Raw genomic sequence first — 19,359 nt, 5'->3', positions numbered from 1 at the left:
ACTCCTAGTTATTTAATGCGTCCAAAAGATACAAGGTGATCTCTCCAGTAACCTGATTTCAGATCAGAATATTGGATTCCACTGTCATTTGAATTAAACATTCTGCCATTGCCTACATAGATGCCGACGTGAGTAATGGCTTTTCCTTCGTATGTGCCGCCAAAGAACACTAAGTCACCCGCAGTCGCTTCTTTTTCACTTATTTTCTTGGTTGCCCCATGTTGTTCTTGTGCTGTTCTAGGAAGAGTGATTCCAGCTTTCGCAAAAGACCACTGAACAAGGCCAGAACAATCAAATCCAGTTTCCGGGTTTGAACCTCCCCAGGCATACGGTTGCCCTTCATATTTCAAAGCTTCTTTCATGACCGTTTCATAGAAATCCATAGAGCCTTTCACAGGCTTCACATTTTTATCAGAGCCTTTCACATACCTCATGACATGGTCAACATAACTTGGGTCACCGTAGCTTTTCCAGCCCATTTTAAAAGCTTGCAATCGGCTGAAATCAAGTGCTAATTTCTTTGTGTATTTCCCGCCATTCTTTTTGACATAGTCTATAAATCCAGAACCAAAGTTGTATGCCTGTAAGGTTAAACGAACATCACCGCCAGCCTGTTTAAAAACCTTCTTAAAATGTTTAATGCCGACTTCAATTGAACGTTCTGGGTCAGTTATGGAGTTGGGAGGTAAGCCGATACTTTCGGAACTTTGCATGATATCTAAAGAACGCCCACCACTTTCTTGCATGGTGAGCGCCATAATAATATTCACTTGGTCAAAAACGCCTTCTTGACGGGCATATTTCTCAAATACTGCTCTAAATCGTTCCACTTCCGGCGCAATTCCAACTGTTTCATATTCGCCATCCCCGCCGCCTATAAAATCGTCCCCGACTTGATTTTCTCTTGAAATCGTCATAACCACTACGATACATAAAACAAAAAAGAAGATAAAAGGAGCCGAGAATACCAAAGGAAGAACTACCTTTTTACTTATCATCTTGTTCTTTCATCCCTTCTCAGTCGATCTTCTACTTTTGATGAAGAGCGTCTTGCAATTTCATTCAAAGACACTTGGTCAAATGAATTAACGCTTTGTTCAGTCCGTTTAATTGTTTGTGATGAAGGCTGTTTTTCTCTTGATACAGTCTTATTTTCAGCAGGAGCAACAGCCTGTTTTTCATCAACACGAATACCATCTGAATGAACTTTTGCGGGTTCAGATGGTCTGATTTTACGTTCGTTATTGGCAATAGGTTGATTTTCTACTTTTGTAGATTGAGGACTTTCAAAACCGAGCTGCGGTTCAGGTTGATTCATCATGACTTTTTGATCTGATCGTTTGATTTCTGCTGTTTTCTCTTGTGCTACAGGCTCACTATTGGAAACAGAATCATCTTTCTGGACTTCAAAATCTTGTTGCTGATCTGTTTCAAGATTCTGATTTTGTTCGTCATAAATATACGCTTTCTGATCAGTACGTTCTGTATCTTTTTCATTCTCTTGTAAGACAGGCGCACGATTAGAAGTAGATTCTTCTTCATGCTGTAATGATGCATCGTCAGTTTGTTGCTGGTTATTGGGCTGTTTAAGAAGCTGTTCCACATATTCTTTTTGATCTGTTCGTGCTGATTCATCTTTTTTATCCTGCAAGATAGGTGCTCGTTTGGATAAATCCTCATTCCCTTCATTCAAAGCATCTTTCAACATAGGAGAGTTTATTCCGTCTTTTCTCAATCTGGCTAAATGGGATTGCTGTTTATTTTCTTTTGCATTTGCAAAGGCTTCTTTTTGTTTTTGCTTTTCTTGTTCTTTCGATAGAGTTTGAGGATTGCGTTTTAAGCTTCGACTGTTATGATTAGCTATTCCGTTAGCTGTTTCTTTTTGCGGGGTTCTTGAAATAGCATGAGTATTATCATATCCCATAGCAGTCCCACTCGGTGAATTACCGCCACCACTTGGAGCACCAGTTACGCCATCAGCATTCGAACCGTCTTTTCTTCCCCCAAAATGCTTTGTAAAGTCAGTAAATACGCCGCCTCCGTTACCCCATACTCCACCTATTTTCTTCGCTTGTTCCCAAGCAGGCTGAACAATGTTTTGTCTCATGTTTTCCATCATATTATTATCAACTGAAACAACTTTTCCAGCAGTCACAAACTTGATAATGGCATCCCTCTTGTGAAAACCAATCCACAAGATTGAAGCAAGGACAGCAACATTTAAAAGATACATTCCAAAACCATTTGGCGGTATTAACTTGTCAACAATAAAACAAGTCACGTACACAAACAGAACGATAACCCCTAACATTGCTTTCAGTAGGTAAACACTCCCCAAGCGTCCAAGCGTAACAAATCCCGAATAAGCTAATTGAGGAACATACGCTAAGATGAAAGCAAATGGCACAAAGAAAACTATCACTAAAGCGACAACTTGAAGCAAGAAATTAAAGAACGCTAATGCTAAAAATGGTATCCCAATGACAATAGAAGCGACCACAGCGATAAAAGACTCTCCCAGCTGATTAAACACATTTCCAGAAGTCATAGATTCATTTTTATAATCATCAATTTCAGTCTCTTTTATATAATCTTTTTTATCTTTTTCTCCATCCTCTGAAAGCTTATAAGAAAGCAGTTTATCTATACGATTAAGTCCGCCTTTATCTGTATCTTCCTCATTGATTTTCTTTTCGCTTGTTTCATCAAAATTCACAATTAAAAAAGGCTTCATCAAAGCAATGTCAAAGTAAAGATTACGCATAACCGCAACTGTGCCTTCCATTTCTTTTCCTTTTTCAATCGCTGAACTGTCTGCAAAATTGCCTTCATCTTGAACAATGCCAACCAATCCATTCCCCGCAGTTAAAAGCTTTCCTTGAGCTTCTACAGACAAGGCATTCAATACTTTCATGTAATAACCAGCGTTCGACATCCAAAGCCCACCGATCACCATGACACAAATAAATAGAATACTCCGCCGCATTGCTTCTTTTACGCTACCTCTCACACAGAATAGGTAGACAACATAGGCGCACGTGAAAATAAATAAAGCTTCACCGAAATTCTTTTTCAGTGTTTTATAAACTGTTTTAGAGACGTTTGTAATAGAATTTGCGAACTCGTCAATCGGTTGCAAGTTATACAAAATATCCATCCCCGTATCAACCACACGGACAATGTTTCCCGCAAAAGAAAAAGTGACGTTTGTCAGCCCAACAAACGCCCCCTTGATTAAATCGTCAGATGCTTCATTATTCGCTTGATAGCGTGAGATTGGAAACCTTTTCACCTTCAATTCCACGCCGCCAGCTTTTTCGACTTTTGGCTGCGTCGTTGTATCTCCATCAGCCGAAAATACCGTTACAGCTGAAGCAACAGTTAAAAACAGCAACACAATAGCCGACACAATCAAAATTCTTTTCTTTTTCATTACAACCACCTCCTAATCTAACCGAGTTAATAAATAAAATTGGTATCTGGCTTTCTCTAAGTCTCTTTGCGTTAGCAACACGTTTTCAGGATATCGTTCATACAGAGAGAAACAGATTGCTTTTTGATATTTCATATGTCTGAAAGTCTTTCGATTTTGCTCAATTCTGATACCTAATAATTTTTGCAGAAACTGTGCCGTTGATTTATGTCCGATAAAACTTTTGTATCGACCATCATAATGCTTCAGCCATTGTTTAACTTCGTCCAATGTGATTTTCTCAGCTTTATAAAAGCCTGGACTCGTGACAACAAGAGAGTTTAAGAAAGCTATTTCCATGTACGATTCAACCCCTTTTTACAAATATTTTTCTTCCGCATATGCGACGGCTTTTTTCTCAACTGTTTTCAGAGCACCTTGCCATTCTTCGAATAGGCATTCAATCGAAATTTTAGAGGTGCGGCCATAGTAATCTTTAAATAAGCATTGACCTTGAAACATGGATTCCATCATTTTTTTGTTATCTTTTGTGACCTCCATGTTCATCCATTTCAACACTTCTTCACGCTCGTTTGGTTCGTCAAAAGCAAAGGCAACGCCAAAGTTTCCAGAATCCTCTTCTTTTAAAGCGTCTTTTGTGGATTGAGAAATGAAGTATTCCGCATTGTTGTATGAGCGACCAATCCGGCGCATTTGTCTTTCTACTTTTTTTCCTTGTTGTGACGTGGTGAATATCCAAGCTTCATCTATAAATTCAACAGTCTGTTCGTCTTGATTCATGCCGAATAGCTCGCAGAACTTACCTAGTGCAAACATGACCGCACTAGACTTTAGTTGTGATATCGTGTAGTTTTCAAGTCGCTCAGCATGATCCGGCAAATCCATATTTTCAACTTCTAAAATGGTAATTCGCTTTTCTAGTGACAATGCAGGATTTGAACCATCATGAATACAAAGTTTCAAAATGGAATCTGACACGACCTCATTTAAATAGTCACCAGCTTTTTGTACAGCTTCTTCGGGATGGCTCTGCATCTTCCGAATAATATCAAGTGAGCCGACCTGTTCACCTTTTTGTTTCGCATCAATCACTTCTGACGTAGCACGAAGGAAAGCTGTGTTTATGTCGTCCTTCCCTTTAAAGTCATATACTTGTTCAAAAATGACTTGAACTAGCTCTTTTGCTTTCATAGGAGGGAGGAAGGAGATAGGGTCAAGCGCTCCCCAGTTGTGCGTGTTTTCATGATCTAGCGTGATATAGTTGTATTTCTCTAAATGTGCAATATATAAGGGAAAGTTCTCTCTAATGTACTCATCATTCAAGACTCTTTGAATCCACTTTCTCATTTCCTTTTTAGGGTCTATATACAGAGATTTGATGTTTAACATGCTGATATAGTTAAAGATCAATTTCGCTAGATATGACTTGCCGTTTCCTGTGTCTCCTGTGATTAAGCAGTGAGGAGAACGTGTCTTTGAACCTTTTAACTGCTGATTCGCTAAGAAAGGGTGGAATAAGACAAAATCACGGCTGGACATAATGGCACTTTCTAAGTCGGTGTGCTCTTGGAAACGATCAACCCAACCGAGAAAGAACCCGATTTTCGAACCAATATCAGAGTTAACAGCAAACAGACTTTCAGCCACACCGTCTTGCGTTGTTTTTTGAATCCAGTTCTTATCGGTTATGTCTAACTTTTCACCAGGAAGCATTTTATAAAAAAGGTTCAATTGATCAGCCACCGGAAGCCGACAAGTAATGCCAGCGCCTTTTAAATGCCTTTTGACAATCGTTGCTTTTCCCACACATTCTTTTTTTGTCTTTCCATGAACGACTATCACCGACAGCCAGTTCATCACATGCACATCTTCTTTCTTTATTTCATCTTGTAAATGCCTTATCATTGTGGCACTTGTGACAGTGGAAACATCACTTCGATCGCCTGTGCTTTGTTGTTCTTTTTGTTCTTCTTTCAATTGCTGTCTTTTGAGGTTGAGGGCAGGCTTGGTAATGGACTTTGATTCCGTTTGAATTTTCATCTGAACTTCAACAGGGAAGGGAAGAGACTGTGCTTCATAAAACAAATCACTTTCCGACATATTGTGAAGAAATTCGTCAATCACGACAAAAGCTGAATAGCCTTCATCTTGATCACTATGCAAATGCAATACTGATGGGTCAGTGGGGTCTATGATCGTGTTTGTAATAGAGCGAACATCCTTTATCTCACTTTCTTCATTCGTTTGGTGCTTTAACCCACGTACAAAGTGATAACGGTTAATGTATGTCATTTCTGTTTCTGAAAGCCGTTCTCCGCGAACAGAAGCCATGATATTCGCTAGTGTTTCTTCGACTTCCTCATATTTTTCAAAAAAAGAGGTGGAAACATTTTGTTCCCACCCGAGCATTTTCACGACTGTATCAGTCGCTGTATTGAAAAAAGATAGTATATTGTCTTTAAGTTCGACACTAATATTTACAAGACTGCTTTTCAGTTTTACACCTAAAATGAAGTCGTACTTTGTCAGCCTTCCTAATCGCTGTTCTAACAGCCTTACGGTTTCTTCATTGTAGTAACGTGCCACATCCATTGCATCTGCCGCAATATCTGTTTCTAAATCCTTAAATCGTTTTTCTAATTCATACTCACTTGGATACATCATCAAGTGAAAATCCTCATAAGATGTAATTTCTTCAAAAAGATGCTGCCACTTCTTTTTATACGATTCAACTTTTTCTTTATTTTGCATAGGAATCGAATTGCTTTTTATTCGGTAGTACGCCCACACGTCGCCCGTTCTTGTTAACAGCAAATTCTTGTGTATTGCCTTCATAGGCGTTTTTAGTCTCATTTGAATAATCCACCACCTTCACAAGTTTTCGAAACTCAATTTGTTTTTCGTTACTTAAATCAATCTTTCGATCATTGCAATACTTCTTTTGTGGAAGCTTGATGAAGAAGTAATACTTTGCGAAATCAAAGAAATATATATAGATGTTTTTGCCTTCCGGCTTTATTTTCGTTACAAGCATCGTTAAAAAAAATGGTATCCCAAAAATCACAATGACGTAACTGTTATCAAAAGCGTGAGGGAAAATCATCCTCACGCCGTACCAGAATCCAAAGCATAAGCCAACAAAAATGAAATAGTTAATAGCCGGTATTAACTCAACTGCAAAGGGTAACGAATAATTTTCGGTTAATTGTTGGATTTTTTTCGGCTCTCTCATTGCCTTCCGGTAGTTGAACACCAGACGCCCCATTCAGATGCCCCCTTACAATTTTTCCATTAGCGCATTGATCCAGCCGGAGAATTCTGACCAGTGTTTAATAACCCACGTTACCGCACTGCCAATACAGCAAACAAAGATAATGCCGCCCATTTTTAATTTCATCAGATTCTTTGCGGCTATGAACATGACCACAATCGTAATGAATTGGATAACAACATCTGATGCCCAACCTTTTACCCCTCCAAGTGTTGGAAGGTCTGCGCCAAGAATAAAGAAATTCATGAAATCCATATTTAAACCTCCTATTGATGTTTGAGTTTATTTACATAAAACTGACCGCTGTTTTCCGTAATCTCTAGACTGAATTTTTCATTTACCGGAATGTCATTTTCTTTTTCCTTAAATCGAACAGCACAAAAAACCTCGAAACCTTTTTTCGTCTCGAAGATTTTCACTGACTGCACTTCCCCAAATAACAAGTTTCCTTCCAATGCTTCCGGCTTTTTCATCATATAAACCATTTCTTCTTTCTTTTCAGAAGCGTATTTCTCAAAGAAATTTTGAAGAAATGATTCGATAGATTCTTTTTTCTCGCCTGCATATTCGTCTCTAGTTTCTTCTTTACCCTTAAAAGCAATATCGCCTTTCAGATCATAAATCTGTGTAAAATAAGGGACAGCAGACACCGCAAAGGAATCACCTTTATTTGTGACTGGAATATTCAGCAACATTTGTTTTTCGTATTTCTCGTTTGTTTTAACCTTTTCTTTCACCTTCTTTTTCTTCTTTCCGTCTTTAACTTCTTTTTCAACTTCCTTTTCTACAGGGTATAGATTTTCATATGTGACCTTATATTGAAAAAGGCTGTTTTTATCACCTTCTTTCACGTTATATAAGCTGTAACCCTTTAACTCTCGATCACCTTTTAAACCATCCACATTGAAGCGTTCTTCATCTTCAAAATGGTTATCTTCCTGTTTAACCATATAGCTTTCAAGGCTCTGCATACGTTTTTCAATAGATTCTTGATCGTTCTTCACATTCATATATTCATTGATGAACCCTGACAGAAAGTTTTCGGCAGCAGTCACCGAAATTTTTTGTTTATCGTCATTTGTTGGCTTATTCGTTTCGTCTTTCATGTCATTAAGTTGGGAGCGAGTATTAATTGACAGAAGCACAGCAAGCAGACAGATAAATAGCAAGCTCCCTACACAAGACCATAGTGTGACGGCTATCAGCTTTGACCTGTCACGGGGTACTTTTTGTTTGTCTTTTTCCGGTCTTTCAATTCGTTTCAGTTTTTGAAAAGCAGACCGAAAAAAGGATTCTTCCTTCTTATCAGAGCCAATTTCTTTATTGAGCAACTTTTTCACACTCCTTCTGTTCAATTTGTTTCGTTCTTTCCAAGAAAGATAAAAAGGATGCTACACGATGTAACACCCTTTTTATGCTTTGATTCTCCATATAAACTTTTAAGCTAGTCATTCGACCGTCTGGCAAGTATCTTGTTTTATAGAATGTGTAACGATACTCAGCAAATCCTTTTACTCGTTCTCCTTCAACAACCAACATGCAATCTCTGCTTAAACTTCTCACAAAAACTAAAGAGGGAATGCCCACATTAAAACCTAAGCTTTTGAATCGTTTATCTACAGCAGACACCGCACATTTTCACCCCTTATTCGTAGTAGCTAATTCCTTCAAACTCCACGCTTCGTTCGTCTGTCTCCATATCTTCATCTTCTAAGATGTTAAACGTAGCTTGAAGTTTTGCATTGGCGTTATTTATAACAGCAAGTGTTTGAACAATGATTCTTTGAGCTACATCACTGTAAAAAACATCTTCCATCATTTTTTCAATCAGTTCCTCAGCAATATCCAAACACCCAAGGGAATCCAAATCACTCTCAAGTCGGGCCTGATTCAACAGATTAATATTAAACACCTGATGTTCCCCCTTTAAAGTCATAAGGAAAATTGTCCTTACTCCGTAAAATGCATTACTTCAAATTCTACATTTTTAACATTTGTCTCACCGTCTTCATTTTCAAGAACATTAAATATCGCATGAACCTTTTTAGTGTAGTTGTTTACTACTGTAAAGATATCAATCGCAAATCTTTCGGCAGTTTCGGTATGATACAAAACATATTCCTGCATCTTTTCTATTAAATCTTCTACAATATCTAAACAGCCAACTGATTCCAAAGCATTTTCCAGTCCAGCCTGATTCAACAGATTGACATTATGCATCTTATCCCTCCAAGTTAGTTCTTGGGTTTCACCCAAACCCACCAACGGTAGCTCGTTGGATTGCTGTTAATCTATCCCCCTATTCCCCCGAATCATCGGGGGACTCCCTCGCCGGTAGGCAGGAACAAACGGTTGTTTGTTCAATGCCAAGAGGGTTTGGGTAGCGCTGAATATGTCAACTCCTTATCCTCACTTCGTTCCGGTACCGTTGACACATACGTTTAATCGCATCACCTGTGTTTATTAAGGTTTAGCAGCTTGGTTTTAAACGACCATGTCAGCAACATCAGCCATATACACATCTAACATTTTTTTATGTTTGTCAGCCAGTTCAGCTTCTGCAATCATATCTGACAGATCGGTTTTCCCTAAATGTTCATCAGCTTCAAGCACCATTTTCATAGTGGGAGCACAAGAGTTACGAAGCCAGTTTCTTGATTTCTGATAGAAGTCTTTTTGTGGTTTGACGTACAAAGGAAGTCTCCCAACATCGCCTATAAAATCAGACCAAAAAAGGCTCGTTTTCCAATGCTCTCTAGTGATGTTTTCATCAGCATCAACGAACCTTACATAGTTATTAATGATCTGCATAGCGATTAAGGTTAAATCCTTTGTTTTCAATAAAGCATCTATCGCCACTTGTGCACGTTCATTTTTAAGCCGCAATTCATAACGATTCCAATCGCCTAGTTCTTCTAACGGAATGTTATACTTTTCTGCTTGTTCATAGTTTTTCTCATAAAAGCAAAGGTACGCTTCTGACTTTTTAGAACCGAAATATATTGTCGTCCCGCCTGTAATGCCATCAGATAGATCAAAGGAGCCATTGAAATCAGATTTTCTAAATCGTGAAATACATTCGCCCTTTTGGGCTTTCTTTAACAGTTCTGGTATAGAAAAGTATGTCTTTTTATCATCAATAGCTAAATCAAAGCGAGTGAACGAACCGCCTTGTTGCATGCAATCTTGAAAGAAGTCGTACCATGTTTTCTTCCGGCATTCCAAGAAGGATTCAAATTGACGGCAACCTTGACCGGACATTTCTATCAAAACACCTCTGTTGTCATCCGGCGCAGAATAAAAGACTTTGATATAGTCCAGTTCATACGTGCCAACGTAGCCATAGAAACCAGATTGTTTCTCAGTCATAAAGTCTTTGCTAAGGTGAAGAACCTCTTCAATAATTCTGTCAACATCATGAGTTTTAAAAGAGACTCGAATATAGTCAACCATTGATACCAAAGGACTTTCAACGGCTTCATTTTTTTCTTTTACGATTACTACCCCCCTGTTAGCGTGGGGGGGTTGTTTTAGCTCATCCATTCGCTTCGCTCACTCCTTCGCCGCTGGCCGTCTGGTCGCTTACGCTGCCGCTGGCGACTGCCGTCGCCTGCGCTCCCTCGACTCCAACCAGCGCATTTTTAATAGATGACATAAAATCATATCCTTTCGGCACGATAGGGCTGTAAAACTCCAACACTGAACCTGTGCCCACATTGGCATATCCTCGCCCTGTCTCCTTTTTATTCACATATGCTTTTTCAACATCGCCAAACATCATTCCGTAACCCGTATCGGACATTAAACCCAATGAAACACGAAAGCTAAACTGATCACGAATACCGTCAGCTAAATATTTTGCATCTGGACGTTGTGCGCCTAAAACGAGAAAATACCCCGCCTGTCTCCCCAACATGACCAACTGTTTCATGTAAGAAAGGGCTTCGTTTCTTTCTTTCATATCTAACAAATCCATAAATGCCACATATTCATCAAAGAAGATAAAAACAGGTTTTAAGCCTAAATAAGCATAGTTTTCACCTGTCTTATAGTTAGACATTTGCTTCATTTCATCCATTCGTTCCATCATGCCATCTACAGACTTTCTCAGGCACATAAGAATACCGTTCTTTTGGGAATAGACCTTTTTCGGAAGTACTTCTTCCAAGTCTGCTAAATCTGCATTTTTAGGGTCTAGTATTCTTACATCTGCCCCCAGTCCAACACATGCCTTAATGATCGTTAGCATGAAGTATGTTTTCCCTCCACCTGTACCACCAGCAATAAGCATGTGCGGCAACTTATCAAATTGCCATGAGATATGCTTCATTAACGGAAGGACTCCATTCTCAGCTACTGCATCATCAATGGAAATACGATTCTTTTTGACATCGTAAAGAAGCTTAAAGCATACAAAACCTTCTTCCATTTGTTTATCAACCAAGTCACAAAATAAGCCGTTTTCCAAATCCTTTCCTAAGTCTAGGAAGCGATTCTGAAAACGGCTCATGTCCATAGCAATACGAATATAGATGTGGTTGTTTTTGACCTGGTAATACATTCTAGGAAAGTATGTGATCTTTTCCTTTGAGTCAGTTTCATTTGAAAAGATTTTTCTTACTTTCACGTTTTCTTTTTCGTAAAACTTGTTAGAGAAAATCATTTTAGCAATCTTTTGCCTGTGAAGGATTTTCTTATAGCTGTCAAACAAAAGAAAGTAAGATGCAACTATGCTTCCAACAGCAATTAGCACAGAGCATAAAACGCTTTTAATGATTAAAGGCACATTCCATTCAAAATTTTTTATCACTTGAGATAGATCAAAATGAATGAGTTGTTCTCTCCAAAAAAGGAACATAGACAATAAAAAAACAGGCACAAAGATGATTGCGCCTGCTAACTTTACGTTGTTTCTCATGTACGGGCGGATTCGTTTGCCCCTGTATTTCCAAAATCTTTTGTTTAAGAAATCACTCATATACATCACCCGCCTGCCGATATGAGAGCATCATGTTATTTCTTTTCATTCCCGCCAGTTGCCGCGGCAGGTTTCACAGAAGAGCCACCTTTAACAACAATATCATCAGCTTCAAGTTTCCACATCACATTGGCATACGTCGAATCCCTTTGACTAGTCGCCATAGCGCTAATTTTTGGATTTTTCAACTCAATATCTGCAAAAGGAGGAATTTCTTTTGCCCCAGCATACTCAGGAATAGTTACTTCAATTTGACCACCTTGGACAGCACTAGCAATGTTATAAATCCTAGATTCCAGTACGTCAGTACGCTTATTATTTTCACGATCATAAACATACCTTTCTCTGTTAAGTCCCATGAATTTCATGTCTCCAAAAGTCATATTGATATCCGGTACAATAAAGTTTAAGTTCATTTTTCATATCCCCATTTCATTTTTTTATAATTTATTTACAAAAGAACATTAATTTCGATTTTATGTTTTTGATTCGCTCCGGTTCTGTATCCATCTTGGCGCTTATCAGTTGCTAACGGCTTTACGCCCTCATGGCAACCTAGTAGGCTAATTATAGCCATCAAGCTGACTACAGCTATTCCGCACGCTTATTCTAGCCTGCTACAGCATTTAAAGTGATTGCTGTTCATCACTCAAATACTCACGCATGACATTTCAACAAGAATACCGTATAATAAAAGTGTCTAGTTTTTATTTTCCGGCGTTCTTGATGATCATTCGTCAAGGCGCTTTTTTTGTCTATATGTAGTTTTCAAGGAACAAACACTCCTATCGACATAAGTTATACAAATCATCGTTATACAAAGTAAACACTTGGTTATCCTTTTTACTCAATGGACGAGTTGACCAGATACACCACCAATCCCAGCCTTTTAACAACTCAGATATTTCTTCATTAGCCTTCAAATGATTATCAGCATCAACAACGAATGTTTCACAAGTGGCATAGTCTTTAAAATGATTCAAATCCTTATCAGCCTTTAAAGCTTCAACATCAGTAATGATTGTTGCATTCACTCTTATTTTCATCGCATCCCTCCTTTCAAAGGATTCTTAACGGCTCCCTATAGTGGTATATAACGTCACACTACGGATGATTGCCGAAGCTTTTCAATGTCTTTTCTTCCAATGCCGTAATGCTTACATATCCTGCGATATGAAACGCCTTTTCGCAGTAATTCATTAACATTTTCAATTGTTAAGGGAAGGTTTAAATAATGATTTATAATGACTGAATTCAGAGCAATTTTCATTCGTGCTATCCAATCACCTTCCATTTGTCTAGCTAAAGGGACAGCTTCTTTCATAAACGAGTTTGTTATATCAATGTTTATAAAAATCACCCCGTTTGAGATTTTGGGCCTTTGTAACAATAACACTCTTCAAACTTAGCTCTACTCACCTTACCTTGAATGACCATATATCCTTCTTCTTTCATTTGAGCATTCAAAGTTCTAATGATGTCATAAGATTTAGCCTGTTTAACTCCAAGAATTTTTTGAATATCTCTCGCAGTTAAAAACTCTCCTTTCAAAATATCACCTCCTCGTTAACTCAACTCTTTGTGAATTAACTTTATTATAAAACTCCTTTTCGTGTAAGTCAACACAAAATTCACCTTAAAGTGTATTTTTTTGAACATATATGGAAATATTGATAATTAAACTCTCCATAAAGAAGAAACAAACACTCCTAAAAGGAGAATTTAGAATTATTTATTTAACTTATAGGTGAAATTAATGAATTCTCCAAAAAATGTTGTTATTATTTTTATAAAAATCAACTCTTTGTGAAATGGATGATAAAAATGAGCCTAGGCAAACGATTAAAAGAAGCTCGACAAAAAGCTGGGTACACTCAGAAAGAAGCCGCAGAGAAACTTAATATCGGTAACAATAACTTGTCTAATTACGAAAGAGATTACAGAGATCCTGATACAGACACACTCTTAAAATTGAGCAACTTATATAACGTATCTACAGACTATTTATTAGGAAAGGATGAAGTAAGCAAGAAAAACGAAACTGATTTACTCAATAAAACAATTAATGAAGCCATACAGGAATTAAAGGATGAAGATACACTCCTTTTTATGAATGATGGTGAATTTGATGAGGAAACTGCACGCCTTGTTAAAAAAGCATTAAAAAACGGAATTAAATTCATTGACGAATTAAAGAAGAAAGAGTGATAACAATTTATACAAGCAAAGGAATTAAACATAAAGTGCAATCAGTAATTAAGACACATGGTACAAATAATGTCTATGAAATTTGTGACATCCAAAAAATTTATATACTCAAAAATGATCTTGGACAAGCAAACGGTTTACTACAACATGACAAAGCCACAGATCAATATTTAATCCATATCAACGAGAACCTCCAACATCAACAATTTGTAATTGCCCATGAATTAGGGCATTACTTTCTCCATAAAAGATTGAACACTTTTAAAGTTGTGAATTGCTCTAAAGTTCTAAAAGATAAACTTGAGCATCAAGCAAGCCTATTTGCATCAGAATTAATACTGACAGATAAAATGCTTAATGAAGCCCTTCCATATATACAGGGTTTTAGCAAAGAACAAATAGCAGCATACTTCAACGTACCATCATTTGTTACTGATTATAAACTTTCTCAAATTGGCTCATTTAGTAACAGAATCTATTCACACGAAATAAGCGCTTTTGGTTAAAGGAGAAATAAAATGTCTGTAAAAAAACTTGAAAATGGTCAATATCAAGTTGACGTTAGCTTTGGATTTGACCCGATTACTGGAGAAAGAATTAGGACGAGACCAGTAGCATCAACCAGAAAAGAGGCTTTAGAATTAGAAGCAAAATTAAGAAGAGAATTTCAAGAAGAAAGAGCAAGAAAGTCCAGATCAGTAAGCTTTCCGACTCTAATTTCAATTTATTTAGCAAGTTGTGAAATAGATAGTAAACCAAACTATTATCAGAATCAGAAGTACATTATAAACAAACATATATCTGATTACTTTTTGAAATCTGATATACAAAAAATCACACATAGAGAAATAACTGATTTCAGAAAACATTTAATGGAAACAGGTCTAAGCAATAAATCGGTTAATAATATAATGACTAGTCTAAGCAAAATTTTTGATACAGCTGTACATGAAGAAATCTTAAAAAGAAATCCGTGTGACAACGTTAAACGATTACCTTTAACAAGAAAGAAAATGAAGTTTTGGAGACCAGAAGAATTCAAAAAATTTATTAGTTTAATTCCTCAAGATCAATTATTGTTTAAAACCTTTTACACTGTTGCTTTTTTAACTGGACTAAGATGTGGTGAAATGCTCGCCCTGCAATGGAAAGATATTGACAAAATCTTATTAGAAATAGATGTGCATAAATCGTGCACCTGGCTTGATGGTCAATTTGTTGTTACTACTCCAAAAACTAAAAATTCGATTCGGCGAGTTAGCATCAATAAAAAATTGCTTAAGCTACTAGAACGTTGGAAAGAAGCACAAGAAGAGTTGTTTAATGAATTAGGTATTAGACATTCACATGATACCTATATCTTTCAATATAAAGATACACCTTCAAGAAAAGATATTTTCAGTCGGAAAATTAAATACTTTTGCAAGGATAGCGATCTTACTCCTATACGTTTACATGATTTTAGACATTCACACGTTGCACTATTAATACACCAAGGAGAAGATTACATAACAATTAAAGAGCGTTTAGGACATGGTTCTGTAAAAACAACAATTGATGTTTATGGACACCTATATCCAAACAAGCAAAAGGAAATGGCTGATAAATTAGATGACTTACTTTAGGTAAGTGGGCAGTTTGTGGGCAGTAAATCATTTGAAAATAAACACAAAAAAATACCAAGGGTGTCAAAACCCTTGGTATCATTGATGCGGCCGAGAGGACTTGAACCTCCACGGGTTATTCACCCACTAGGCCCTCAACCTAGCGCGTCTGCCATTCCGCCACGACCGCGTGATCATTAAATTGTGTTGTGCTGGTTTAGTAGGCTCTTAACCTAGTAAAACAGATTTGCGTGCACTTTGTAAATAAAGTGCGGGTGAAGGGACTCGAACCCCCACGTCGTAAGACACTAGATCCTAAGTCTAGCGCGTCTGCCAATTCCGCCACACCCGCAAAAAGACAAATGGTGAGCCATGAAGGACTCGAACCTTCGACCCTCTGATTAAAAGTCAGATGCTCTACCAACTGAGCTAATGGCTCTTACTATTAGATTTCAAAAATAAAAATGGCTGGGCTAGCTGGATTCGAACCAACGCATGACGGAGTCAAAGTCCGTTGCCTTACCGCTTGGCTATAGCCCAACGAAATGGAATGACCCGTACGGGATTCGAACCCGTGTTACCGCCGTGAAAGGGCGGTGTCTTAACCGCTTGACCAACGGGCCGATGGTTGAGAACTTATATCGAAATCTTATGGCGGAGAAGGAGGGATTTGAACCCTCGCGCCGCTTACGCGACCTACACCCTTAGCAGGGGCGCCTCTTCAGCCACTTGAGTACTTCTCCAATATGGCTCCACAGGCAGGATTCGAACCTGCGACCGATCGGTTAACAGCCGATAGCTCTACCACTGAGCTACTGTGGAATAATGAGACAAGACTTATTATATCAGCCTTGATTTGCAGTGTCAAGAGGTAAATGTTTTTATTTATCTCTCGTGACGACTTTTATAATGTAACATAGGCTTGCCATATTCGTCAACCTTTTTCACGAAAAAATTCTTTTTATTTTTCCGCGGCATTTTCCGCATCTGTATCTGTCAGGGTTCATGGCGCGCTTCTTTATATACTGTTGGCCGCAGGTCGTACAGATATACATATAAGTTTTTTTGTTTTCCGCTTTTTTCTTAAGGGGTGTACAGAACCTCGGCGCGTTGACCTGCTGCAATAGCATTCTAAAATCTCTGTCTCTGTGCTTGTACCCTTTTCCTTCAAGATGAAGATGATAATGGCAGAGCTCGTGCTTGATGATGCCAATCAGTTCCTCCCTGCCGTGTTCAATCAAATATTTTCTGTTCAATTCAATGTTATGGGAGGTTAACAGGTACCTGCCGCCAGTGGTTTTAAGCCGGTCATTAAAAAGCGCCTGATGGCGGAACGGCTTTTTAAAATATGTTTCAGAAATATCCTCTGTCAGCTTTTGAAGCTCTTTGTTATCCATGGTGCACCTCACTTAAAAAACATTGAACGGGACAATTCACCGTTCGCATACAATATGGTAATCACTGTCCCTCTTATGATAAAAGCTGAGGAGGAATGAGCCTATGCCAAATTGGCTTAAAAAGCAGATGCAAAAAGCGTTCCTTGAAAAAGATAATTACCAAATTAAACTGCTGAATCAATGCTGGTATTTCTATAGGAAAAAACACTGCTCGTAAGCAGTGCTTTTATTTTACCATAGACAGCGATACTCTGCCTTTTTGTACATCTACGCCGTCAACCCAAACTGTCACAATATCGCCGACAGATACGACATCAAGAGGATGCTTGACGAATTGATTGCTCAATTTTGAGATATGCACAAGCCCGTCTTGTTTGACTCCGATATCAACAAACGCTCCGAAGTCCACTACATTGCGCACGGTGCCCTGCAGTTCCATTCCCTCTTTCAAATCTTCCAGCTGAAGGACGTCTGTTTTCAGCAAAGGCTTAGGCACCTTATCGCGTGGATCGCGTTCCGGCCTTGTCAGCTGTTCACAAATGTCTTTCAGAGTGATTTCGCCGATTCCCAGCTCTTTTGCCGTTTCAGAGAGCGCCAGCTGATTGATTTTGTCCTTCAATTCCGCCGTGCCGATATGTTCTGTTGAAAGTCCGAGTTTTTTCAAAAGTGCTTTTGTTTCTTTATAGCTTTCCGGGTGGATGCCTGTTCTATCCAAAGGCTCTGTCCCTTCCTGCACTCTTAAGAAACCGATACATTGCTCATAGGTTTTCGCACCTAACCTTGGGATGTCCTTCAGTTCTTTTCGATTTGAAAACTTTCCGATTTCCTCACGTTTTTTGACAACGTTGCCTGCTACAGACTTCGATAATCCAGCTACATATTGAAGCAGCGCGGCGGAGGCTGTGTTGACGTTTACTCCAACCTGGTTTACGACAGTTTCGACGACAAACCGCAGAGATTCATTTAAGCGTTTTTGGCTGACGTCATGCTGATACTGTCCGACACCAACAGACTTCGGATCGATCTTAACGAGCTCCGCGAGCGGGTCTTGAAGTCTCCGAGCAATAGATACGGCACTGCGCTCTTCAACCTTAAGGTCAGGGAATTCTTCTCTGGCAAGCTCTGAAGCCGAATAGACGCTTGCTCCCGCTTCATTGACGATCACATAATAAATTTTGCGCGGCATGTCTCTGAGTACATTGACGATGAATTGCTCTGTTTCTCTGGATGCTGTGCCGTTTCCGATCGCCACCATCTCGACTTGATACTGCTCAAGAATCTTTTTCACTTTTTCATGGGCTTCTTTTGTTTTGTTGACTGGCGCATGCGGATAGATCACATCAATTTTCAAGACTTTTCCGGTCTCATCTGACACAGCGAGCTTACAGCCAGTTCGAAAGGCTGGGTCAACACCGAGAACGGTTTTGCCTTTCATCGGCGGCTGCAAAAGAAGCTTTCTCAAGTTCTCTGAGAAAATATGAATCGCCTGTTCATCAGCTTTTTCTGAGAGCTCTTTCCTGATTTCACGCTCGATTGCCGGCTGGATCAGCCTTTTATAGCTGTCTTCAATTGTCTCCTGCAAAATCTCTCTTACGGATGTTGAGCGATTTTTGATGATTTGTTTTTCTAAATACGCCTTAATGTGATCCGCAGGCGGTTCGATCGCTACCTTTAAAATGTCTTCTTTTTCGCCGCGGTTCATTGCCAGCACCCTATGCGGAACAACTTTTGCAATTGGCTCTTCATACTCGTAATACATTTCATACACATTTTTCTCATCGGTGTCTGCCGACTTTCCGGCTGCAGACTTAATGGTTCCTCTTTTGAAGGTTTCCTGGCGAATCCACTTTCTGAAGGTCGGCTCGTCTGAGATTTGTTCCGCAATAATGTGCTTGGCGCCTTCAATCGCTTCTTCTCGTGTGAACACTTCTTTTTCTTCGCTGATGTATTGGTCTGCAGTTGCTGCCAGATGATCATCTTGGGGAAGTGTCAGGATATAGTCGGCAAGCGGCTCAAGGCCTTTGCTTTTGGCGACTGTCGCCTTTGTTTTACGTTTTTGTTTATAAGGGCGGTAAAGGTCTTCCACTTCCTGAAGCTTCACCGATTGCTCGATTTTACGTTTTAGATTATCTGTCAGTTTATCCTGCTCTGCAATCAGCCTGATGACTTCTTCTTTTCGCTGATTCAGGTTTTGTATGTATTGCCAGCGTTCAGAAATCGTCTGAATCTGAACCTCATCCATTGAACCCGTCTGCTCTTTTCGATACCGGGCAATAAACGGGACTGTATTGCCGTCCTCAAGCAGGCGGATGACACTTTCAACGTGTTTTTGTGATAAACCTATTTCTTTCGCAATTTGCTGTTTTAAAAGGGCTGACGTTTCCATGTAACCAAAGCCTCCAATTTTGTCGTTCTTTCTCTAGTGTATCAAAAACCGAAAAAAACACATAAAAAAAGACAGCTGGCGC

General features: G+C 38.8%; 23 protein-coding genes, 7 tRNA genes and 1 other RNA gene. 5 read left to right on the top strand and 26 right to left on the bottom strand.

What is annotated here, in order from left to right; all coding sequences use genetic code 11:
* Nucleotides 1-8 precede the first annotated feature (8 nt).
* From cwlT to BSU_04849, 14 genes are all read right to left on the bottom strand, one after another.
* Nucleotides 9-998, bottom strand: a complete 990-nt coding sequence (gene cwlT / locus BSU_04970) for an ICEBs1 mobile element: two-domain autolysin with N-acetylmuramidase and DL-endopeptidase activity VirB1 (RefSeq protein ID NP_388378.1) — start codon at nt 996-998, stop codon at nt 9-11.
* Nucleotides 995-3,442: an ICEBs1 mobile element: VirB6 subunit of the conjugation machinery gene (gene conG / locus BSU_04960; RefSeq protein ID NP_388377.1), complete on the bottom strand. Its 2,448-nt coding sequence runs from the start codon at nt 3,440-3,442 to the stop codon at nt 995-997. Before conG ends, cwlT begins: the two co-directional genes overlap by 4 nt.
* Nucleotides 3,443-3,445: 3 nt before the next feature.
* Entirely contained in the window at nt 3,446-3,772 is a 327-nt protein-coding gene (yddF, locus tag BSU_04950) for an ICEBs1 mobile element: conserved protein of unknown function (RefSeq protein ID NP_388376.1), read from the bottom strand.
* An 18-nt stretch (nt 3,773-3,790) separates the two neighbouring features.
* Nucleotides 3,791-6,286, bottom strand: a complete 2,496-nt coding sequence (gene conE / locus BSU_04940) for an ICEBs1 mobile element: VirB4-like ATPase (protein NP_388375.3) — start codon at nt 6,284-6,286, stop codon at nt 3,791-3,793.
* Nucleotides 6,174-6,698: an ICEBs1 mobile element: subunit of the conjugation machinery gene (conD, locus tag BSU_04930; RefSeq protein ID NP_388374.1), complete on the bottom strand. Its 525-nt coding sequence runs from the start codon at nt 6,696-6,698 to the stop codon at nt 6,174-6,176. The genes conE and conD overlap by 113 nt, the downstream gene beginning before the upstream one ends.
* Before the next feature lie 12 nt (nt 6,699-6,710).
* A complete protein-coding gene (gene conC, locus BSU_04920) occupies nt 6,711-6,959 on the bottom strand; it encodes an ICEBs1 mobile element: subunit of the conjugation machinery (protein NP_388373.1) in 249 nt (82 codons plus the stop codon).
* 11 nt (nt 6,960-6,970) lie between these two features.
* Nucleotides 6,971-8,035 carry an ICEBs1 mobile element: subunit of the conjugation machinery VirB8 gene (gene conB / locus BSU_04910; RefSeq protein NP_388372.1) on the bottom strand — a complete coding sequence of 355 codons (1,065 nt, stop codon included), beginning with the start codon at nt 8,033-8,035 and terminating at the stop codon, nt 6,971-6,973.
* A complete protein-coding gene (gene yddA / locus BSU_04900) occupies nt 8,025-8,333 on the bottom strand; it encodes an ICEBs1 mobile element: conserved protein of unknown function (protein ID NP_388371.1) in 309 nt (102 codons plus the stop codon). Before yddA ends, conB begins: the two co-directional genes overlap by 11 nt.
* A gap of 16 nt (nt 8,334-8,349) precedes the next feature.
* Nucleotides 8,350-8,616 carry an ICEBs1 mobile element: conserved protein of unknown function gene (gene ydcT, locus BSU_04890; protein NP_388370.1) on the bottom strand — a complete coding sequence of 89 codons (267 nt, stop codon included), beginning with the start codon at nt 8,614-8,616 and terminating at the stop codon, nt 8,350-8,352.
* A gap of 38 nt (nt 8,617-8,654) precedes the next feature.
* A complete protein-coding gene (gene ydcS / locus BSU_04880) occupies nt 8,655-8,924 on the bottom strand; it encodes an ICEBs1 mobile element: conserved protein of unknown function (RefSeq protein ID NP_388369.1) in 270 nt (89 codons plus the stop codon).
* 264 nt (nt 8,925-9,188) lie between these two features.
* Complete coding sequence (gene nicK / locus BSU_04870) at nt 9,189-10,247, bottom strand: ICEBs1 mobile element: DNA relaxase (protein ID NP_388368.1); 1,059 nt, start codon at nt 10,245-10,247, stop codon at nt 9,189-9,191.
* Nucleotides 10,240-11,682: an ICEBs1 mobile element: coupling conjugation protein VirD4 gene (gene conQ / locus BSU_04860; RefSeq protein NP_388367.1), complete on the bottom strand. Its 1,443-nt coding sequence runs from the start codon at nt 11,680-11,682 to the stop codon at nt 10,240-10,242. The genes nicK and conQ overlap by 8 nt, the downstream gene beginning before the upstream one ends.
* A gap of 35 nt (nt 11,683-11,717) precedes the next feature.
* Complete coding sequence (gene helP / locus BSU_04850; RefSeq protein ID NP_388366.1) at nt 11,718-12,098, bottom strand: ICEBs1 mobile element: helicase processivity factor; 381 nt, start codon at nt 12,096-12,098, stop codon at nt 11,718-11,720.
* Nucleotides 12,099-12,133: 35 nt separating this feature from the next.
* A complete protein-coding gene (locus BSU_04849; RefSeq protein ID YP_009513947.1) occupies nt 12,134-12,262 on the bottom strand; it encodes an ICEBs1 mobile element: hypothetical protein in 129 nt (42 codons plus the stop codon).
* A gap of 115 nt (nt 12,263-12,377) precedes the next feature.
* Here BSU_04849 and sncO point away from each other — a divergent pair.
* Nucleotides 12,378-12,437: ICEBs1 mobile element: conserved small untranslated RNA (sncO, locus tag BSU_misc_RNA_65), an RNA gene on the top strand.
* A 30-nt stretch (nt 12,438-12,467) separates the two neighbouring features.
* Here the strand turns inward: sncO and ydcO are convergent.
* The 3 genes from ydcO to xis are packed head-to-tail and all read right to left on the bottom strand — an operon-like array spanning nt 12,468 to nt 13,233.
* Complete coding sequence (gene ydcO, locus BSU_04840; RefSeq protein NP_388365.1) at nt 12,468-12,728, bottom strand: ICEBs1 mobile element: conserved protein of unknown function; 261 nt, start codon at nt 12,726-12,728, stop codon at nt 12,468-12,470.
* A gap of 53 nt (nt 12,729-12,781) precedes the next feature.
* A complete protein-coding gene (gene ydzL, locus BSU_04839; RefSeq protein YP_003097681.1) occupies nt 12,782-13,042 on the bottom strand; it encodes an ICEBs1 mobile element: conserved protein of unknown function in 261 nt (86 codons plus the stop codon).
* Nucleotides 13,039-13,233: an ICEBs1 mobile element: excisionase gene (gene xis / locus BSU_04830; protein NP_388364.1), complete on the bottom strand. Its 195-nt coding sequence runs from the start codon at nt 13,231-13,233 to the stop codon at nt 13,039-13,041. Before xis ends, ydzL begins: the two co-directional genes overlap by 4 nt.
* 273 nt (nt 13,234-13,506) lie before the next feature.
* Here xis and immR point away from each other — a divergent pair, with 273 nt between their 5' ends.
* From immR to ydcL, 3 genes are read left to right on the top strand one after another with little or no spacing between them, the layout of a single operon-like run.
* Nucleotides 13,507-13,890, top strand: a complete 384-nt coding sequence (gene immR, locus BSU_04820; protein NP_388363.1) for an ICEBs1 mobile element: transcriptional regulator (Xre family) — start codon at nt 13,507-13,509, stop codon at nt 13,888-13,890.
* Nucleotides 13,887-14,396 carry an ICEBs1 mobile element: site-specific protease cleaving ImmR gene (immA, locus tag BSU_04810; RefSeq protein NP_388362.1) on the top strand — a complete coding sequence of 170 codons (510 nt, stop codon included), beginning with the start codon at nt 13,887-13,889 and terminating at the stop codon, nt 14,394-14,396. Before immR ends, immA begins: the two co-directional genes overlap by 4 nt.
* Nucleotides 14,397-14,408: 12 nt before the next feature.
* The gene (gene ydcL, locus BSU_04800) at nt 14,409-15,515 is read left to right on the top strand and encodes an ICEBs1 mobile element: integrase (protein NP_388361.1); all 1,107 of its coding nucleotides are present in this window, start codon (nt 14,409-14,411) and stop codon (nt 15,513-15,515) included.
* An 82-nt stretch (nt 15,516-15,597) separates the two neighbouring features.
* Here ydcL and trnS-Leu2 read toward each other — a convergent pair.
* The 8 genes from trnS-Leu2 to ydcK all read right to left on the bottom strand — a co-directional run bounded on the left by trnS-Leu2 (nt 15,598) and on the right by ydcK (nt 16,891).
* Nucleotides 15,598-15,684 (bottom strand) — tRNA-Leu (gene trnS-Leu2 / locus BSU_tRNA_51).
* 80 nt (nt 15,685-15,764) lie between these two features.
* Nucleotides 15,765-15,846 (bottom strand) — tRNA-Leu (gene trnS-Leu1, locus BSU_tRNA_50).
* 11 nt (nt 15,847-15,857) lie between these two features.
* Nucleotides 15,858-15,933, bottom strand: a tRNA-Lys gene (trnS-Lys, locus tag BSU_tRNA_49).
* A 26-nt stretch (nt 15,934-15,959) separates the two neighbouring features.
* A tRNA-Gln gene (gene trnS-Gln, locus BSU_tRNA_48) sits at nt 15,960-16,034 on the bottom strand.
* Nucleotides 16,035-16,045: 11 nt separating this feature from the next.
* Nucleotides 16,046-16,117, bottom strand: a tRNA-Glu gene (trnS-Glu, locus tag BSU_tRNA_47).
* Between the two features lie 29 nt (nt 16,118-16,146).
* Nucleotides 16,147-16,237 (bottom strand) — tRNA-Ser (gene trnS-Ser / locus BSU_tRNA_46).
* A gap of 4 nt (nt 16,238-16,241) precedes the next feature.
* A tRNA-Asn gene (gene trnS-Asn, locus BSU_tRNA_45) sits at nt 16,242-16,316 on the bottom strand.
* A gap of 122 nt (nt 16,317-16,438) precedes the next feature.
* Nucleotides 16,439-16,891 carry a hypothetical protein gene (gene ydcK, locus BSU_04790; protein NP_388360.1) on the bottom strand — a complete coding sequence of 151 codons (453 nt, stop codon included), beginning with the start codon at nt 16,889-16,891 and terminating at the stop codon, nt 16,439-16,441.
* 103 nt (nt 16,892-16,994) lie between these two features.
* Between ydcK and cmpA the strand changes: the two genes are divergently transcribed.
* The gene (gene cmpA, locus BSU_04785; protein ID YP_009513946.1) at nt 16,995-17,108 is read left to right on the top strand and encodes a factor allowing degradation of SpoIVA by ClpXP; all 114 of its coding nucleotides are present in this window, start codon (nt 16,995-16,997) and stop codon (nt 17,106-17,108) included.
* Nucleotides 17,109-17,117: 9 nt separating this feature from the next.
* Here the strand turns inward: cmpA and tex are convergent, their stop codons facing one another.
* A complete protein-coding gene (tex, locus tag BSU_04780) occupies nt 17,118-19,277 on the bottom strand; it encodes an RNA helicase transcriptional accessory protein (RefSeq protein ID NP_388359.2) in 2,160 nt (719 codons plus the stop codon).
* Between the last annotated feature and the right edge of the window lie 82 nt (nt 19,278-19,359).

The organism is Bacillus subtilis subsp. subtilis str. 168 (assembly GCF_000009045.1).
In the GTDB taxonomy this organism is placed as follows: Bacteria; Bacillota; Bacilli; order Bacillales; family Bacillaceae; genus Bacillus; species Bacillus subtilis.
Note: the sequence above shows the minus strand (reverse complement) of the source record. Positions and strands in the feature narration are given on the sequence as shown.

What these genes read in the sequence shown, in the direction of transcription:
- helP (NP_388366.1), bottom strand. Translation starts at nt 12,098, where the DNA reads ATGAACTTAAACTTTATTGTACCGGATATCAATATGACTTTTGGAGAC.
- ydcO (NP_388365.1), bottom strand. Translation starts at nt 12,728, where the DNA reads ATGAAAATAAGAGTGAATGCAACAATCATTACTGATGTTGAAGCTTTA.
- ydcL (NP_388361.1), top strand. Translation starts at nt 14,409, where the DNA reads ATGTCTGTAAAAAAACTTGAAAATGGTCAATATCAAGTTGACGTTAGC.
- immR (NP_388363.1), top strand. Translation starts at nt 13,507, where the DNA reads ATGAGCCTAGGCAAACGATTAAAAGAAGCTCGACAAAAAGCTGGGTAC.
- conQ (NP_388367.1), bottom strand. Translation starts at nt 11,682, where the DNA reads ATGAGTGATTTCTTAAACAAAAGATTTTGGAAATACAGGGGCAAACGA.
- cwlT (NP_388378.1), bottom strand. Translation starts at nt 998, where the DNA reads ATGATAAGTAAAAAGGTAGTTCTTCCTTTGGTATTCTCGGCTCCTTTT.
- ydcK (NP_388360.1), bottom strand. Translation starts at nt 16,891, where the DNA reads ATGGATAACAAAGAGCTTCAAAAGCTGACAGAGGATATTTCTGAAACA.
- conD (NP_388374.1), bottom strand. Translation starts at nt 6,698, where the DNA reads ATGGGGCGTCTGGTGTTCAACTACCGGAAGGCAATGAGAGAGCCGAAA.
- cmpA (YP_009513946.1), top strand. Translation starts at nt 16,995, where the DNA reads ATGCCAAATTGGCTTAAAAAGCAGATGCAAAAAGCGTTCCTTGAAAAA.
- ydcS (NP_388369.1), bottom strand. Translation starts at nt 8,924, where the DNA reads ATGCATAATGTCAATCTGTTGAATCAGGCTGGACTGGAAAATGCTTTG.
- conE (NP_388375.3), bottom strand. Translation starts at nt 6,286, where the DNA reads ATGAGACTAAAAACGCCTATGAAGGCAATACACAAGAATTTGCTGTTA.
- yddF (NP_388376.1), bottom strand. Translation starts at nt 3,772, where the DNA reads ATGGAAATAGCTTTCTTAAACTCTCTTGTTGTCACGAGTCCAGGCTTT.
- conC (NP_388373.1), bottom strand. Translation starts at nt 6,959, where the DNA reads ATGGATTTCATGAATTTCTTTATTCTTGGCGCAGACCTTCCAACACTT.
- tex (NP_388359.2), bottom strand. Translation starts at nt 19,277, where the DNA reads ATGGAAACGTCAGCCCTTTTAAAACAGCAAATTGCGAAAGAAATAGGT.
- nicK (NP_388368.1), bottom strand. Translation starts at nt 10,247, where the DNA reads ATGGATGAGCTAAAACAACCCCCCCACGCTAACAGGGGGGTAGTAATC.